Below are 15,549 nucleotides of genomic sequence, written 5' to 3'. Positions count from 1 at the left end.
TTGTGCATAATTCATTCTCCTTCCGACCACAATAATGGTCATGGAGGTGACAAATAATGAAGCGAAATGAACAAAACCGTAATAACCAGCAAAACCGTAATAACCAACAAAACCAACAAAACCAATTCCAAAACAACCAAAACAATCGTGAGGAATTTGGTGAAGATCTAAACTTTAATAATTTTAACCAAAACCAAAATCAAAACCAGAACCAAAAGCAAAACAACCAAAACAACCAAAACCAACAAAACAATAACGAAGAATTTGGTCAAGAGTTGAATTTTAATGAAGTTCAACGCCAAAACCAAAAGCAAAACCGTGAGCAAGAACAACGCAACCAACAATTTAATAAGCGTAATAACAACAACTTCTAATTTGAAGTAGAAGAGGGTGTTCTGAAAGTACAAACTTTCAGAGCATCCTCTTTGTTTTTATGGTTAACCCCTAGTATTTCCTACTACTTTTCACACAAAATTGAAAATAATTGCATTCTAACTACAAGTTTTGCTAAAGCATTGTTATAATACAATAAAGACAGCTAAGACGAAAAGGTGGGCTTTATAATGGCATTACCGGTTGAAGGAGAAACAATCCAAATACATAGTTATAAGCACAATGGTAATATCCACCGTGTCTGGCAAGAAACGATGGTATTAAAGGCAACAAAAAATATCATTATCGGTGCGAATGAAAAAACACTTGTTACCGAATCGGATGGTCGTACTTGGTTAACACGTGAGCCGTCGATTTGTTACTTCCACGCTGAACATTGGTTTAATATTATTTGCATGCTGCGTGAAGATGGAGTGTATTATTATTGCAACATTAGTTCACCATTTGTGTTTGATAATAACTGCTTAAAGTATATTGACTATGATTTGGATGTAAAAGTGTTTCCGGATATGAGTCATGCATTATTAGATGAAGATGAATATGAACAACACAAATTGGAAATGAATTATCCTGAAGTCATTGATAAAATTTTAAAGCGCAATGTCAAAACATTAGTGAGCTGGATTGAACAGCGTCGTGGTCCATTTGCTCCTGACTTTATCGAGTCTTGGACAAACCGCTATATGCTATTAAGTGAAATTCAGGCAAATAAAGAGTAAATGAAGCACAAGTGACTTTTTTGGTTGCTTGTGTTTTCCTTTTGGGTAAAGTTAACCTATAAATACTTAATGAAAAATTATGATATGATAGTTGCTGTTGCAAAATTTCTGAGGGGAAGTGTTTTTTGCATTGGATAGTATTAAACGTTATATGCGGTTCGTAAAGCCGTATAAAGTGCTCTTATTTTTAACGATCGTCATCGGTATACTTAAATTTGCAATACCATTGTTTTTACCATGGCTGCTGCAAATAATTATAGATGATATATTACTAAAAGATGGTCTGTCTACAGAAGAGAAAACAAAGCAATTATTTACATGGATCGGTATTGCACTTGTAGTATTTTTTATAATTCGACCACCAATTGAATATTACCGTCAATACTTTGCGCAAAATTTAAGTAATAATATATTATTTGATATACGTAAAGAATTGTATGGGCACTTACAAAAATTAAGTTTAAAGTATTACGCAAATACCCGCGCTGGAGAAGTGATTTCGCGGGTAATTAATGATGTTGAACAAACTAAAAACTTTGTCATGACAGGATTAATGAATTTATGGCTGGATTTAGCAACAATTTTAATCGTCATTGCCATCATGTTTACGATGGATGTAAAACTGACAATTGTTTCGTTAATAGCGCTTCCGTTTTATGCTTTTAGTGTTAAATTTTTCTTTGGGAAATTGAGAAGGTTGACTAAGGATAGGTCACAGGCATTAGCAGGTGTTCAAAGTTATTTGCATGAGCGCGTCGCAGGGATGAGCATTATAAAAAGTTTTACATTAGAAAAGCATGAGCAAAAAATATTTGATGAAACAAATGGTGAGTTTTTAGATAAAGCATTAGCCCACTCACGTTGGAATGCGAAGTCTTTTGCTGTCGTCAATACGATTACAGATATGGCGCCGTTAATTGTTATCGGATATGCGGGTTATCAATATTTACAAGGTGCACTTTCCATTGGTATACTCGTTGCATTTTATGCATATATTGAGCGCCTTTATGGCCCGCTCCGTCGTTTAGTAAGCTCATCAACAACATTGACACAATCTATTGCCTCAATGGATCGAATGTTTGAGTTAATGGACGAGAAGTATGATGTCCAGAATAAACCGAATGCAATGGTGCTGCCACCAGCAAAGGGCAAACTTAAATTTGAAAATGTTACATTCCAATATGAAAAAGAAGGAAAAACAATTTTAAATAATGTCGATTTCACGATTGAGCCGGGACAAACAGTTGCCTTTGTCGGAATGAGTGGCGGGGGTAAATCAACGATAGTCAGTTTAATCCCACGATTCTATGATGTAACAGAGGGTGCAGTAAAGATTGATGATCAAAATGTTAAAGATGTAAGTATAGAATCTTTACGTTCACAAATCGGGATAGTATTGCAAGATAATATTTTGTTTAGTGACTCGGTGAAACAAAATATTTTAATGGGGAATCCAAATGCAACAGATGAAGAAATAGTTGCAGCTGCTAAAGCGGCAAATGCTCATGATTTCATTATGAATTTACCTGAGGGCTATGACACTAAAGTCGGGGAGCGGGGAGTCAAACTTTCTGGAGGTCAAAAACAACGCGTAGCAATTGCACGAGTATTTTTGAAAAACCCGCCAATTTTAGTATTGGATGAAGCAACTTCAGCGCTTGATTTGGAAAGTGAAGCACTTATACAGGATTCACTCGACCGATTAGCGCATGATCGTACGACAATTATTATTGCGCATCGACTGTCTACCATTACCCATGCACATAACATATTTGTTATTGAACATGGGGAAGTAGTAGAAGCAGGTACCCACCAACTACTAATGGAGCAAGAGGGAGCATATTATAACTTATTCCAAGTACAAAAATTAGATTAATTATAAGTAGCTATGCTGAAAAAATAATTCAGCATAGCTTTTTTAATAGTTAAATATTCATAATATTCCATAAATTATATTACGATAATGTTGTAAATTGCCAATTGATATAATATCATATTTTAAAATACTTATAATCTTCAGAAAATAGAGGTGGTTGGGTGAGTCGAAAAGCTGTGTTGGAAGTGAGAGAGTTAGAAACTACATTTTTTTCAGACAGTGGTAAGGTTGCTGCTGTTGATCGAATAAGCTTTTCAATTCATGAGGGAGAAATTCTTGCCATCGTAGGAGAGTCTGGCTGTGGGAAAAGTGTAACATCTCTTTCTATAATGGGCCTTGTACCGAGTCCTCCAGGGAAAATAACTAATGGCAGTATTTTATTGAATGGAAAGGATATCTCGAAATTCTCTGATAAGCAAATGAGGAAAATCCGTGGCAATGAAATCGCAATGATTTTCCAGGAGCCGATGACTTCGCTTAATCCATTATTTACAATTGGAAATCAGTTAATTGAAGCAGTACGCATCCATCATCCGAAATGGTCGAAAAAGGAATCTACTGCGCGTGCAATAGAAATTATGAAACTAGTAGGATTACCAAGAGCTGAACAATTGATTAATGATTACCCGCATCAGTTATCCGGCGGGATGAGGCAGCGCGTTATGATTGCAATGGCTCTTGTATGTAATCCCAAAGTGCTCATTGCGGACGAACCCACAACTGCACTGGATGTAACGATACAAGCCCAAATTTTAAAATTAATGCGTGATTTAAATGAACGACTGAATACTGCGGTTTTATTAATTACACATGATTTAGGAGTCGTTGCTGAAACGTGTGAGCGCGTCATTGTAATGTATGCTGGGCAGATTGTGGAGGAAGCACCGGTTAATGAAATATTTAAAAACCCCCAGCATCCATACACGAAAGGTCTCATTCAATCTGTACCCGATATGCGCTATAAAAAGGACACGCTTTATTCTATTCCCGGTAATGTACCAAAGCCCGGATCTATTTTAGAAGGGTGCCGTTTTGCAGCACGTTGTGAATATGCATTTGAAAGGTGCTTAACTAGTAATCCCCCATTATACGATGCATCAGGGGCACATAGAGCACGATGTTTCTTATTGGATATGGAAGAAGGGGGGATTTCACATGTCGAAAGTGCTGCTGAAAGTTGATCATTTAAAGAAGTATTTTCCGATTCGTCAAGGGATGTTTGCCCGACATGTTGGAGATGTAAAGGCAGTCGACGATGTGTCATTCGAGCTTTATGAAGGGGAAACACTTGGTATTGTAGGGGAATCAGGATGTGGTAAATCTACTACTGGCCGCGCAATTATGCGATTACATGAACCGACCGAAGGAAAAGTGTTATTTGACGGCATTGAGCTTACGGATTTAAACAACGAGCAAATGCGAAAAGTTCGAAGAGATATACAAATGGTATTTCAAGACCCGTACGCATCGTTAAATCCGAGGCATACGGTAGAAAAAATTTTGGAAGAACCTTTAATTGTCCATGGCATCGGCAATGCAAAGGAAAGAAAAAACAAGGTTCGAGAATACTTGGAAATAGTAGGACTGAGCTCATACCATGCGAAGCGTTATCCTCATCAGTTTAGTGGAGGGCAACGGCAGCGTATTGGAATCGCAAGAGCGCTTATGACCAATCCGAAGCTAATTATTGCTGATGAGCCAGTATCGGCATTAGATGTATCTATTCAAGCGCAAGTATTGAATTTAATGCAAAGACTACAGGATGATTTAAAGCTCACTTATATATTTATTGCACATGATTTAGGTGTTGTTCGACATATTAGCGACAGAGTAGGTGTGATGTATTTAGGAAGGCTCGTCGAAATTGCGGAAAGCGAACTTTTATATCATGAGCCATTGCATCCGTATACACAAGCGCTATTATCGGCTGTACCAGTACCGGATCCAGTGTTTGAAAGAGAGCAACTATTGCTAAAGGGTGATATTCCGAGCCCATCTAATCCACCAACAGGGTGCACTTTTCATACGCGATGTCCACATGCTATGGAAAAATGTAAGCAAGTTATTCCTATGCTCCAGCAAGTCAAATCGGGTCATTCTGTTGCGTGTCATTTATATGAAGCGCCGCAATGATAATAGATTAAAAGAAAAGAATTTAGGGGGTTTTTGTATTGAAGAAAGGTAAAGTGTATTCACTAAGTCTAGTTATGCTTCTAATGATGGCGCTATTTTTGGCTGCTTGTGGTGCTGATGATGGAGATACATCGACAGCGGATCCAAGTACAGACTCAAGTGCAACAAATACAGAAAGTGATACGACAGACAATTCAAGTTCTTCAACACCTCAAGTTTTAGTATTTGGTCGTGGGGCAGACTCAGTTTCACTTGATCCAGGGACAGTAACGGATGGTGAATCGTTTAAAGTTACCCAAAACCTTTTTGAAACATTATTGAATTTCGGAGAGCAGGATACAACAATCAATCCCGGTTTAGCAAAAGAATGGGAAGTTAGTGAAGATGGCCTAACATACACGTTCCAGCTTCAGGAAGGCGTTACATTCCATGACGGAACAGATTTTAATGCTGAAGCGGTCATTAAGAATGTTAATCGTTGGAAGGGTGGAAAAGAAGAGGATTTCTACTACTTCAACTCAATGTTTAAAGCAGAAGGCGAAGATATTATTAAAGATGTGACAGCAGAAGGAGATCATACTGTTGTATTCACTCTTTCCCGTCCACAGGCACCATTCCTTAAAAACTTGGCAATGAGCCCGTTCGGTATTGCTTCACCAACTGCATTTGAAGCAGCGGGTGATAGCTTTGGTGACCAACCAGTAGGAACAGGTCCATTTAAATTTGTAGATTGGAAACGTAATGATTCAATTACAATTGAGAAGTTTGCAGAGTACTGGCAAGAAGGTTTACCGAAATTAGACAAAGTAATTTTCCGTTCTATTCCTGACAACTCTGCTCGTTTAAATGAATTAATGGCAGGTAGTATTGATTTAGCGGATGGTATTAATCCTTCTGATGGGAAGACAGTGGAAGGTAACTCTGAATTACAGCTTATTGAACGTCCTTCAATGAATATTGGCTATTTAGGCTTAACGAATACTCGTGCACCATTTGATAATAAATTAGTACGACAAGCGGTTAACTATGCAATTGATAAACAAGCAATTGTAGATGCATTCTTTGAAGGTCGTGCGGAAGTGGCGGCAAACCCAATGCCATCATCAATTAGTGGCTATAACGATGCAATTTCTCCGTATCCGTATGATCCAGAAAAAGCGAAGGCATTATTAGCAGAAGCTGGCTATGATGGAAAAGAAATTGAACTATGGGCTATGCCTGTACCACGTCCGTATATGCCAGACGGTGCTAAAGTAGCGGAAGTTATTCAGAAGAATTTAGAAGATGTTGGAATTCCATCAAAAATTGTAACATTTGAATGGGCGACATATTTAGAAAAAGCAAAAAATGGAGAAGCAGATGCGTTCATGCTTGGATGGACTGGCGATAACGGAGATGCAGATAACTTCATTTACACATTATTAGACAAAGACAATATCGGTTCAAATAACTATGCGTACTATTCTAATGATGAAGTACATGAGTTATTAATTAAAGCACAATCAGAAACTGATGAAAATGTACGTAATGATCTATACAAAAAAGCGCAAGAAATTATCCATGAAGATGCGCCATGGGTTCCACTTGCTCACTCTACACCATTACTTGCAGCTAAAGCAGGGGTACAAGATTTCAAACCGCATCCAACAGGTTCTGATAAATTAACGAACGTTTCAATGAAATAAAAGAAAAATTAAGTAAAAGGGGGAGGTAATACGCCTCTCCTTTTTTCTACTAGCAAAAACATACATTCATAAAAGGGGTGAAGAGCATGCTTCACTACATTGGCAAACGTCTACTGCATTTAATACCAGTATTGCTGGGAATGACCTTTTTAGTATTTTTAATTATTCGTGCCATTCCAGGGGATCCAGCCCAAGTAATTTTAGGCCAACAAGCTACCGCGGATGCTATAGCAGCACTTCGCCTGAAGCTAGGGCTCGATAATCCATGGTATGTTCAATATTTTGATTATTTAAAAGGAATATTTACAGGTAATTTAGGTGACTCATTAAGAACAAGACAACCGATTGCCTCTGAAATTTGGCCGTATTTGGCTGCTACATTTGAACTTGCACTTTTCGCAATGATTATTGCTGTTATTATCGGAGTAAATGCTGGAATTATTTCCGCATGGTTTCAAAATTCCTGGTTCGATTACATGGCGATGATTATTGCTTTAATAGGAGTATCCATGCCAATATTCTGGTTAGGATTAATGGAACAATGGGCTTTTAGTATTCAACTTGGATGGTTGCCAACTTCGGGTCGTGAGGAGGTACGAGATCCAGTCACTGCAATTACGCATTTTTATTTAATTGATACATTATTGCATGGTAGATTTGATCAGTTTGTTGATGTAATCAAGCATTTAATCTTGCCGGGCATTGCACTAGCTACAATACCTACAGCAATTATAGCCCGTATGACAAGAGCGTCAATGCTGGAAGTAATGCGTTCGGATTTCGTTCGTACAGCTCGAGCAAAGGGGCAAAAAATGTTTGTTGTTGTTTATAAACACGCATTAAAAAATGCCTTAATTCCTGTGTTAACAGTAGTAGGGTTGCAAACGGGGATGCTTTTGGGTGGTGCCATATTAACTGAAACTATTTTTAGTTGGCCTGGTATTGGACGCTATATATATGAAGCGATAGGGTTCCGAGATTATCCTGTCATTCAGTCTGGCATTTTAATTGTTGCCTTTTTATTCGTTATGATTAATTTGATCGTTGATATTTTATATACAGTAATCGATTCACGCATTAAATACAACTAGGGGGGAGGCGCATAGCATGTCTGAAATCATACGAAATCAAGTTCGACAAATTGAAGTTGAAGAAAAAGTAAAAGGGCCATGGCAAGAAGCATGGACGAGTTTCAAAAAAAGTAAATCAGCCTTAGTGGGCAGTGCAATTGTAATATTTTTTGTCCTTATTGCGGTCTTTGGTCCCTTTATCGCACCCCAAGGAATTAATGAGCAAAATTTAAGTATGCGCTTGCAGCCTCCATCCGCTGAATTTTGGTTTGGGACAGATGATTTAGGTCGTGACATTTTTTCGCGAATTTTACATGGTGCTCGAATCTCTTTAACAGTTGGTTTGACTGCAGTATTAATTTCCGCAGTAGCTGGTAGCTTTTTAGGTATTATTGCGGGTTATTATGGTCGCTGGATTGATACCATTATTTCGCGGATATTTGATATCCTGCTCGCATTCCCAAGTATTTTATTGGCGATTGCGATTGTATCAATTTTAGGACCTTCATTGCAAAATGCTTTAATTGCAATTGCGGTTATAAATATACCGAACTTTGGTCGACTCATTCGTTCACGGGTGCTTAGTATTAAGGAAGAGGAATATATTCATGCTGCAAAAGCAATTGGGATGAGGAATACGAGGATATTATGGAAACATATCTTACCTAATTCTATGACACCTGTAATTGTCCAAGGAACATTGGCGATTGCAACGGCGATTATTGAAGCTGCAGCACTTGGCTTTTTAGGGCTTGGAGCGGAGGCGCCTCAGCCGGAGTGGGGGAAAATGTTGGCGGATGCGCGGATGTTTTTATTAAATGCACCGTGGGCATTGATATTCCCGGGGCTGGCAATTATGTTGACGGTAATAGGATTTAACTTAATGGGAGATGGGCTAAGGGATGCACTCGACCCAAAAATGAAAAATTAAAAAGAGAAGGTGTGCAAAAAGCACATCTTCTCTTTTTAGGTTGTTCAGAGAGTAGAAATTTAAAAGAGCTTACTAAAGGAAGGTCATAAAATCATATTTCTAGTAAAAGTCTGATTCTAAATTAAGATTCTTTTCTTCGCTATGGTAGCTGCGATAGGAAACAATTAATGTATCCAGATGCTCTAAGTTTTCCTCGTAATCTAAAATTCGGGATAAAATATAAAGTAAATGGTAGCTTGAAAACTGTTCGTCTTCAGAAGCCTCTTCCTGGGCAAGTGCGATTTGTTTGATGAATTGTTCCATAAGCTCACTACCTTGTAAATATTCCTCATGCCGTGTCCACTTTGAATGTTCGGGTCTTAGTTTACCTGTATATTTCAATAATAGTTGTTCGTGATAGGTTAATAAAAAGTCCAACCGCTCCTGAATAATATTTTGAAATTTAGTCGGCAACTTACCCAGTTCGTTTTCATGCTTATGCAATCGGACAAGTAATTCATAGCTTTTTTTCGAAGTTAATAGCATTTGACGATAAATGACAAGCTTGCGTGCTTTTACATACTTTTGGTTTTTGGAGTAACCGCGTTCTTCTTTAAAAAAGTCATACATTGTGTCCAATTCATTTAGACGGGATTCCAATTTATTGACGGCCATTTTAGTAGATGTATGTTCACTTGCTTGGCGTACAGCTAAACGAGTCCAGCGAATGATATCGTCTTGTATGGAGTTGATTTTTTTAAAGAGCTTTACTTCATACTTAGGGGGCAAAAACACTAAATTTACAACAAATGCAGCAAAAACACCGAGCATAATTGTCCCAAAGCGAATTAAGCCAAACATTATAAAGTCATCGCCAGGTACTTCCATAATAGCGATAACCGTTACAAGTGCAAGGGAAATGGATTTTTCGAGCTTAAGTTTCATCATAAGACCGAGTACGATAATGGCAGCAATACCGACTGCAACAATATGATGCCCGAATAGTAAACCGAATAGTACAGCAACAGTAGCCCCAATAAAATTTCCTTGTATTTGTTCTAAAATAGTAAGATAAGATCGGTAAATAGAAGGCTGAATAGCAAAAACAGCAGCGATTGCAGCAAATACAGGTGAGGGAACATTTAATATTTGAGCTAAAAATAGGGCAAAGACGATTGCAACGCCAGTTTTTAATACACGTGCACCTAGTTTCATTTGCATTTCCTCCTTTCTCACGGAGTTATGATATAGAAGCCACTATAAACAATGAAGTTATAGTGGCTTTCATGTTTGTCTTGTATTATAGAATATCGCATTAAGGGAAACTTTCAAGTAATGTTTTGTGCGTCGGATCCTCTAATAACTTGGAGGGCGCCTTTTCGCTTTTGTTCCTATAATTGAGAGAATGCGTAATCTACAGCTCTCAATGTTTCTTCTATATCTGCTACGGTATGCTCTGTTGTTAAGAACCATGCTTCATATTTTGAAGGGGCTAGGTTAATGCCTTGAGACAACATTAATTTAAAGAAGCGACCGAACATTTCTCCATCTGTATTTTCTGCTTGCTCATAGTTTTCCACTTTTACATCTGTGAAGTAAATGGCGAATGCACCTTTAAGGCGGTTTAAAGTAATCGTTACATTATGCTTTTTCGCTGCAGCTAAAATACCTTCTTCCAGCAATGCACCTAAGCGATCCATCTCTTCATAAATCCCAGGTTGCTGTAGCACTTCAAGACAAGCAATTCCTGCTTGCATACTTGCAGGGTTACCGGCCATTGTTCCTGCCTGATATGCGGGACCAAGTGGTGCAACTGTTTCCATTACATCTTTACGACCACCATATGCACCGATTGGCAGACCGCCCCCAATTACTTTCCCCATTGCAACTAAATCTGGTGTTAAGCCAAGCATTGTATGTGCGGCACCGTAGTGGAAACGGAATGCAGTGATGACTTCATCGTGGATTGTTAGTGCACCATACTCTTTTGCTAAGGCATGTACATGTTCTAAAAACCCTTTATGAGGTTCTACGATTCCAAAGTTCCCAACGATTGGCTCGATTAAAATCCCTGCCACATCATTACCCCATTTTTCCATAGCTAATGTAAATTCCTCTTTGTTGTTAAAAGGTACTGTGATAACTTCCGTTGCAACAGCATGAGGAACACCGGCAGAGTCAGGTGAACCTAATGTTGCCGGACCTGAACCTGCAGCAACAAGTACTTGGTCGAAGTGGCCGTGATAGCATCCAGCGAATTTAATAATTTTCGTACGACCGGTGAAGGCACGAGCGACACGTACACATGTCATAACTGCTTCTGTACCAGAGTTATTAAACCGTACTTTATCTAATGTAGGAATTGCTTCTTTTAACATTTTTGCAAACTTAATTTCATGCTCTGTCGGTGTACCGAATAAAACACCAGTTTCAGCGGCATGTGCAATTGCCTTTGCAATATGAGGGTGTCCATGACCTGTAACAATTGGACCGTAAGCTGCTAAATAGTCGATGTAACGATTACCGTCCACATCCCAAAAGTATGCTCCTTTACCGCGGACCATGACAACAGGTGCGCCGCCGCCTACTGCTTTATATGATCGGGATGGACTATTTACCCCGCCAACGATATGTTCGAGTGCTTCTGCATGAAGTTGTTCTGACTTTGTATGATTCATAATTAATTCCTCCAAAATAGGTTACATGAAATGATTTCCTATCTATTGTAGTATGTTATGAAAGGGAACGCCAAAGAAATTGAAGCAACGGGCATTGTTTTGTATCATAAAAGAAAAATTTGGAGGGAAAGTTATGACATTAGAAAATTTACAAGCACCAGCATTTACTCTACAAAACGAGGAGGGGGAAATGGTCGCACTAGATAATTATAAAGGGAAGAACGTAATTCTTTATTATTACCCTAAAGATTTAACACCTGGATGTACAACGCAAGCTTGTGACTTCCGCGATAAGTATGAAGATTTTTCGGATTTAAATGCAGTTATTTTAGGTGTGAGCTTAGATGATTCAGCGAAACATACAAAATTTATTGAAAAGCATGGGTTACCATTTTCGTTATTAGTGGATGAGGACCATAAAGTGGCGGAGAAATATGGTGTCTGGACATTGAAGAAAAATTTCGGGAAAGAATATATGGGCATCGAGCGTACGACATTTTTAATTAATGAAAATGGAATAGTTGAAAAAGAATGGCGAAAAGTACGTGTGAAAAATCATATTGAAGATGTGTTAAACTATTTAAAAAATCGCACAAATTAATGAGTGCACAAAGGGGAATTATAATGGGAACGATTTATTTTACATTTGAACCACGTGAAGATTTAAAGCAGCCGCTTTTTTCGGAGTTTCCACAAGTAGATTTTTTATTTGATACAAAACTGGATGTTGAGAAACTTGCACAGGCAGAAATATTAGTGACATACGGGGAAGATTTAAAAGAACAACATTTGCAGTATGCAGACAAATTACAGTGGATCTTCGTTGCTTCAGCGGGAATAGAAAAAATGCCTGCAGAAGCAATCGCAAAACGTAATATTATCGTATCAAATGTACGCGGGATACATAAAAAGCCGATGACTGAATCGATTCTGGCGCATATTTTAGCTTTAAAACGTGTATTGCCATTTATTTATGAGCAGCAACAAAAGAAGGAATGGAATAAAAAGGCCCGACCTACTGAGTTAAACGGAAGCACAGCACTTATTATCGGACCAGGTGCAATTGGGGGAGAAATCGGACGTATATTACAGGCGTTTGATGTTCATACAATTGGCTGCAACCGTTCAGGTAATGAAGCGCCGTATATGGATGAAACATATAAGCTAGATGACTTGAAGCAACATCTACCAAAGGCTGACATTGTGATTTCAATACTCCCATCCACGAAGGAAACGAAGCATCTGCTAACTCGTGAGCATTTTGAGAAAATGAAAAACTCTGCAATCTTTATGAATTTTGGGCGCGGAGATGTAGTGGACACAGATACTCTCATTAAAGTACTGCAAGATAAGTTAATTGAGCATGCGGTATTGGATGTATATGAATTGGAGCCTTTACCATCAGATAGTCTTTTATGGGATTTAGATAATGTAACTCTTTCTCCCCATTTTTCAAGTCATTCATCTCGTTATGTAGAACGCAGTTTAGATATTTTTAAACCGAGTTTGAAGAAATGGCTAAATGGTGAGCGGGACCTAGAAAATAAGATGGATATTCTTAGAGGCTACTAACTGAGAAAATTTATTAGTAAAGTTAAGGTTTGATTGGATGAATTTTCAATTAGCAACTGTATTTAATGACTTTTACTTCTATTAGAACAAGCAATTGTTGACAACGTGAGGATAAATTCGATACACTATTTATAATGATTATAAATTAATAATATGTATGAAAAGGGGTGTATGACGATGTCTGAAATGCATTTAAAGGATGCGCTGGACACGTTAAAGACTACTGGTGTACGAATTACTCCTCAGCGTCATGCGATTTTGGAATATTTAATTCAAAGTATGATTCACCCAACAGCGGATGATATATACAAAGCACTTTGCGGCAAGTTCCCTAATATGAGTGTCGCAACAGTATATAATAATTTACGAGTATTTCGTGAAGTGGGCTTAGTTAAAGAGCTTACTTATGGAGACGCAGCAAGTCGTTTTGATTTTGTAACGGGCGATCACTATCATATGATTTGTGAATGTTGCGGCAAAATTGTAGATTTTCATTATCCTGGATTAAATGAAGTGGAGCAGTTCGCTTCTCAAGTTACAGGCTTTGAAGTTAATTCGCACCGTTTGGAAGTATACGGTACTTGCCCAGAGTGTGTTGCAGTCGGTGGAAAAAAAGTTCAATAAAAGTTTAACCTAGTAACGATTGTTGCTAGGTTTTTTGTATGAAAAAAACTGCATGAACCCGAAATGAGTTCTAATGCAGCTTGTCTATACTTTATTTTTTGTTGTATTCCTGATTAAATTCTTTTCCTTCTAATGAAGGATCTAATGTAAGTGGTTCATTGCAATACATGCAAATATCTACACGACCTAATACTTTGGTCCATTTTCCGCATTCCGGACAAACGACTTGTACTGCTTTAGTTGATAAAAGCCCAATCCACCCATAAACAGCGGTACTACCGATAATGCACAGAAGTCCAATAGTCATGAAGATTAATACAAGAATTTGATTGTCTTTAAAAAAGATCGCACCATACATAATAACAAAGCCGATGAAAATAAGGGATAACGCAAATGATCGGATTTTGTTAATTTTACTATTATACTTTTTCATTACGATTGCCTCCTAATCTAAAATATACTATAACATAAATTGGATTTAGATTAGTAGATTTGAAAGAATTTGGTGATTACCGATTATATAATTTTAAAGGTATTTCCAAACTTATTGTCGAAACATTTCTATTATTATAGTTATAATAAATAACGTATTTCTTTTTGGTTAAATGTTTAATGAGATAATACTAGTTAATTTGACTTATAGCGATTACAATAGCTTAGAAACAAATATAATAGTAGCAAAATTTTATAGGGGGATAACAATGGAACATATTTTAAGACCAATTTATCAGGAACGCGCAAGTCAGCCAGAGACGTTAGGAGTTATTTTAATTAATAAGCGTGAAGGCGCTGCGAATATGACCGATACATTTGACTCGGTTCTTTTAATTATTGTAAAAGATAGTGACACACCTATTTATTCAAAACACTATATGTATGGTGATGCGAAAATGGTGATGCATATTTTAACGGAAGAGCGTTTGCGTAAATGGATCTTTATTGGTTCAAATAAGCGTTTAGTTGATTGGCTATTCCACGGTAAAATTATGTTCGATCGAAATGAATTTCTATTTAAGTTGCGTTCTGAACTACAAGAGTTCCCATTTGTCGGACGTAAGTTAAAAACAGGAATACAGTTCGCTAAGTTAATCCGCCGTTATCAAGAAGGAAAAGAGTTGTTTGAGGATGGTCACTATTTAGATGCTTATAATCATGTAGTTGCTTCATTACATCATTTAGGCAGATTATCAATTATTGATAGTGGCCATTATCCAGAAGTCACTGTATGGGCTCATGTAAAACGAAATGATCCGGCAATTTATAAATTATACGAAGAATTGATTATGAGTAATGAAAGTTTAGAAAAGCGTCTAGAGCTATTATTTTTGGCGGGGGAGTTTTTAATTAATTCAAGAACTACTGATGGGGCGCAGCACATTTTAGAAACAATGCTTGCTCAACCATATTGGACAATACAGGAATTACATAATCACCCTGAATTGAGTTACTACTCAATAGATTTAGAAGTTTTTGTTGAATATTTAATCGAGAAAGAGTTAGTTCAAGTAGAACCCGTAGTTGCTAAAAACGAAGCGATATTCCATCGCAACTATTATGTGGACCGCCACTTTATTGAAAGTGAGTACGGTTTATAGTATATTAATCAGGGCGTTAAATAACGCTCTGAAACTTTTTTTAAAAAAAGTGTTGACGTAAGTATAAATAGTATTGTAATATATTAAATGTCGCTAAGACGTACTCGAAAAACAAAATAACTCTTGAAATGCTCAAACAACTCTTTTTAAAAAGTTGTTGACAGAGAAAAGAAGAAATGTTAAATTAGAGAAGTCGCTAAAACGACATAAAAACAAAATGAACCTTGAAAACTGAACAAGCAACGTTAATGAAACAAGCTTCTTAAATGAAGCAAACAATAGATTATAACTTTT

Annotated in this window: 15 protein-coding genes; 12 read left to right on the top strand and 3 right to left on the bottom strand. The window is 37.4% G+C overall.

Going from position 1 to position 15,549, the window contains the following annotated elements; all coding sequences use genetic code 11:
- Window positions 1–56 precede the first annotated feature (56 nt).
- The 8 genes from H9632_RS14060 (at window position 57) to H9632_RS14025 (ending at window position 8,807) form a co-directional block, all read left to right on the top strand.
- Window positions 57–374 (top strand): hypothetical protein, encoded by a 318-nt coding sequence (locus H9632_RS14060; RefSeq protein ID WP_191704701.1) that lies wholly within the window; start codon window positions 57–59, stop codon window positions 372–374.
- Window positions 375–563: 189 nt separating this feature from the next.
- Entirely contained in the window at window positions 564–1,112 is a 549-nt protein-coding gene (ntdP, locus tag H9632_RS14055; RefSeq protein ID WP_191704700.1) for a nucleoside tri-diphosphate phosphatase, read from the top strand.
- A gap of 151 nt (window positions 1,113–1,263) precedes the next feature.
- Entirely contained in the window at window positions 1,264–2,988 is a 1,725-nt protein-coding gene (locus tag H9632_RS14050; RefSeq protein ID WP_191704786.1) for an ABC transporter ATP-binding protein, read from the top strand.
- 161 nt (window positions 2,989–3,149) lie between these two features.
- The gene (locus H9632_RS14045; protein ID WP_191704699.1) at window positions 3,150–4,169 is read left to right on the top strand and encodes an ABC transporter ATP-binding protein; all 1,020 of its coding nucleotides are present in this window, start codon (window positions 3,150–3,152) and stop codon (window positions 4,167–4,169) included.
- A complete protein-coding gene (locus H9632_RS14040; RefSeq protein ID WP_191704698.1) occupies window positions 4,144–5,121 on the top strand; it encodes an ABC transporter ATP-binding protein in 978 nt (325 codons plus the stop codon). Before H9632_RS14045 ends, H9632_RS14040 begins: the two co-directional genes overlap by 26 nt.
- Before the next feature lie 38 nt (window positions 5,122–5,159).
- The gene (locus tag H9632_RS14035) at window positions 5,160–6,806 is read left to right on the top strand and encodes an ABC transporter substrate-binding protein (protein ID WP_191704697.1); all 1,647 of its coding nucleotides are present in this window, start codon (window positions 5,160–5,162) and stop codon (window positions 6,804–6,806) included.
- Window positions 6,807–6,892: 86 nt separating this feature from the next.
- Entirely contained in the window at window positions 6,893–7,897 is a 1,005-nt protein-coding gene (locus H9632_RS14030; protein ID WP_191704696.1) for an ABC transporter permease, read from the top strand.
- A gap of 16 nt (window positions 7,898–7,913) precedes the next feature.
- Window positions 7,914–8,807 carry an ABC transporter permease gene (locus tag H9632_RS14025; RefSeq protein WP_191704695.1) on the top strand — a complete coding sequence of 298 codons (894 nt, stop codon included), beginning with the start codon at window positions 7,914–7,916 and terminating at the stop codon, window positions 8,805–8,807.
- A 99-nt stretch (window positions 8,808–8,906) separates the two neighbouring features.
- Here H9632_RS14025 and H9632_RS14020 read toward each other — a convergent pair whose 3' ends face one another.
- On the bottom strand, window positions 8,907–10,001 hold the full coding sequence (locus H9632_RS14020; RefSeq protein WP_191704694.1) for an aromatic acid exporter family protein: 1,095 nt from the start codon (window positions 9,999–10,001) through the stop codon (window positions 8,907–8,909).
- Between the two features lie 176 nt (window positions 10,002–10,177).
- Window positions 10,178–11,464: a glutamate-1-semialdehyde 2,1-aminomutase gene (locus tag H9632_RS14015; protein WP_191704693.1), complete on the bottom strand. Its 1,287-nt coding sequence runs from the start codon at window positions 11,462–11,464 to the stop codon at window positions 10,178–10,180.
- 133 nt (window positions 11,465–11,597) lie between these two features.
- Here H9632_RS14015 and bcp point away from each other — a divergent pair, with 133 nt between their 5' ends.
- The 3 genes from bcp (at window position 11,598) to perR (ending at window position 13,660) form a co-directional block, all read left to right on the top strand.
- Window positions 11,598–12,065: a thioredoxin-dependent thiol peroxidase gene (gene bcp, locus H9632_RS14010; RefSeq protein ID WP_191704692.1), complete on the top strand. Its 468-nt coding sequence runs from the start codon at window positions 11,598–11,600 to the stop codon at window positions 12,063–12,065.
- A 23-nt stretch (window positions 12,066–12,088) separates the two neighbouring features.
- A complete protein-coding gene (locus H9632_RS14005; protein ID WP_191704691.1) occupies window positions 12,089–13,036 on the top strand; it encodes a D-2-hydroxyacid dehydrogenase in 948 nt (315 codons plus the stop codon).
- Between the two features lie 177 nt (window positions 13,037–13,213).
- Complete coding sequence (gene perR / locus H9632_RS14000; protein WP_191701028.1) at window positions 13,214–13,660, top strand: peroxide-responsive transcriptional repressor PerR; 447 nt, start codon at window positions 13,214–13,216, stop codon at window positions 13,658–13,660.
- Between the two features lie 91 nt (window positions 13,661–13,751).
- Here perR and H9632_RS13995 read toward each other — a convergent pair whose 3' ends face one another.
- Window positions 13,752–14,093, bottom strand: a complete 342-nt coding sequence (locus tag H9632_RS13995) for a YgzB family protein (protein WP_191704690.1) — start codon at window positions 14,091–14,093, stop codon at window positions 13,752–13,754.
- A 268-nt stretch (window positions 14,094–14,361) separates the two neighbouring features.
- On the opposite strand from H9632_RS13995, the gene H9632_RS13990 reads away from it, so the two are divergent.
- On the top strand, window positions 14,362–15,255 hold the full coding sequence (locus H9632_RS13990) for a nucleotidyltransferase-like protein (RefSeq protein ID WP_191704689.1): 894 nt from the start codon (window positions 14,362–14,364) through the stop codon (window positions 15,253–15,255).
- The last annotated feature ends 294 nt before the right edge of the window (window positions 15,256–15,549 follow it).

Source organism: Solibacillus merdavium, from assembly GCF_014836935.1.
Classification (GTDB): Bacteria; Bacillota; Bacilli; order Bacillales_A; family Planococcaceae; genus Solibacillus; species Solibacillus ferritrahens.
The sequence above is the reverse complement of the archived record's forward strand: the minus strand, read 5'-3'. Positions and strand labels throughout refer to the sequence as shown.